We start from the raw sequence: 1,604 nt of genomic DNA on the forward strand, positions 1-1,604 counted from the left end.
CTATATCGTTTTGAGAGCGAGTAAAGAAGAAACTATGAAGCGTGCTATCGAACGCTCAAAGTTAGACAGAGAAACAAATATGGAATTAGTGGAAACAATGTGGGAACAATTTTCCAATTTAGGAATCTATGAATCAAATGTTATAGATACAACTACACACTCACTTAAAGATACTGTCTCCGCAGTAAAAGAAAAAGTCGCAAGCGGTACGGCGCTACTATCTTAAATAATCACAGTTTGTTTAAGAGATAAGATACAATCAACCAAGCCGAAGGGAGGTGCGCTGCTATGCTGAGAGAATATTCATGGGACATGACCGGATACAATTCCAAATCTGTTCCCAGTACGCCCGACGGCGGCATTACAAGATATATGGCAGAGCGCATCTTCCAACTGGAACCGGAGCCGCCAACGGTAGAGAACATCAATGATTACATTCTCTCTGCCCTCCGTGAAAAGGATTTGAAGTATTTTTCGTTTTTCCTGCACCACTATGAGCAGCAGCTCAACAAGCGCATCCGATCATTCCTCTGCACGGATGGAAGCGATCAGTATGACCCGGAGCGTTTTTTGGATATAAAACTGTCCTGCCGGGAAGCTATGCTCCAAAAACTGCCGGACTATGTCCCTGAAAAGGGTGCTAAATATGCCACCTACATTTATCCCTTCATACGGGATGCTATGCTACGTTTCCGAATGGGCGAAGAACAATGGTCGGTATCCTCGCTGACCAGCTACAAGATGCTCCGTACAATGGCATGGCTTTACCACAACACGAAAGATGCCGCTGATGAATTTGCAAAGAAATATGACTGCGATCTTGCGCTGGCAGAGGAATATCTGAAAGTTGTCCGTGGTATTCGCAATCAGCAGCCCTTCTTTGTGACCGCACAGGACGAGGACGGCGAGGAAACAGGCGAGGATGTGACCCGTGACGATAGCTGGAACTATGCGGACATTCTATGGGATGGTATACAGGCTGAAAAGGTGCGGAAAGCATTTGATAAGCTGAACTATCGGGAACAGACATTGCTTGAAAAACGGCTTGCCATCTGCATGACCTGCGGGCGTGTGGGTTCTTGGAAAGACCGCCCCACCTTTGAAGAACTGGCTGTCATGTTTGAAGGCAGCTCCGCCAGCGGTGCGGAACGAGCCTACCGGAAAGCAGCAGAACATCTGACACTGCTGCTGGTGGAAAACGGCGGTGTTCATGCAGTCCGGCTGAAACAGAAATCCAAAACCAAGCGAAAAAAGAAAATCGCCACCGCAGTCTACGAATATCAGGCAGACTGCGATGGCGAATGGGGAGAAATTGTATTCGATTTTGAAAACGGCACAGGGTCGATTGTCCGGCTTGCCGATTGGGATACCATGATTTTCAATGTGTTTGCACAACAGGCAATCCGGTATCTCTTGAATTGTGAAAATGAAAAGTTGCCAAAAGAAACGATGTTCGCTTTTGAAATGTGTGAATAAAGGCGAGTAAAGTTTACCTCCATAAGAAGAAAAAAGCTCGAAAAAAAGCAATTCCCCCATGAAAACAGGAATTGCTTTTTTATGTAGACTTGAGACAGTTATACTGAAGATTTGAACATAGGCTTACA

General features: G+C 45.6%; 1 protein-coding gene and 1 pseudogene. Both read left to right on the plus strand.

Annotation, left to right across the window (positions count from 1 at the left end; all coding sequences use genetic code 11):
- Window positions 1–226 (plus strand): annotated as a pseudogene (locus tag ACJMM9_RS14020) (hypothetical protein); the annotation flags it as partial.
- Window positions 227–288: 62 nt separating this feature from the next.
- Window positions 289–1,476, plus strand: coding sequence for a hypothetical protein (locus tag ACJMM9_RS14025; RefSeq protein ID WP_405328217.1), 1,188 nt, complete (start codon window positions 289–291; stop codon window positions 1,474–1,476).
- Window positions 1,477–1,604: the final 128 nt, after the last annotated feature.

Source organism: Fibrobacter sp. (genome assembly GCF_045112255.1).
In the GTDB taxonomy this organism is placed as follows: Bacteria; Fibrobacterota; Fibrobacteria; order Fibrobacterales; family Fibrobacteraceae; genus Fibrobacter.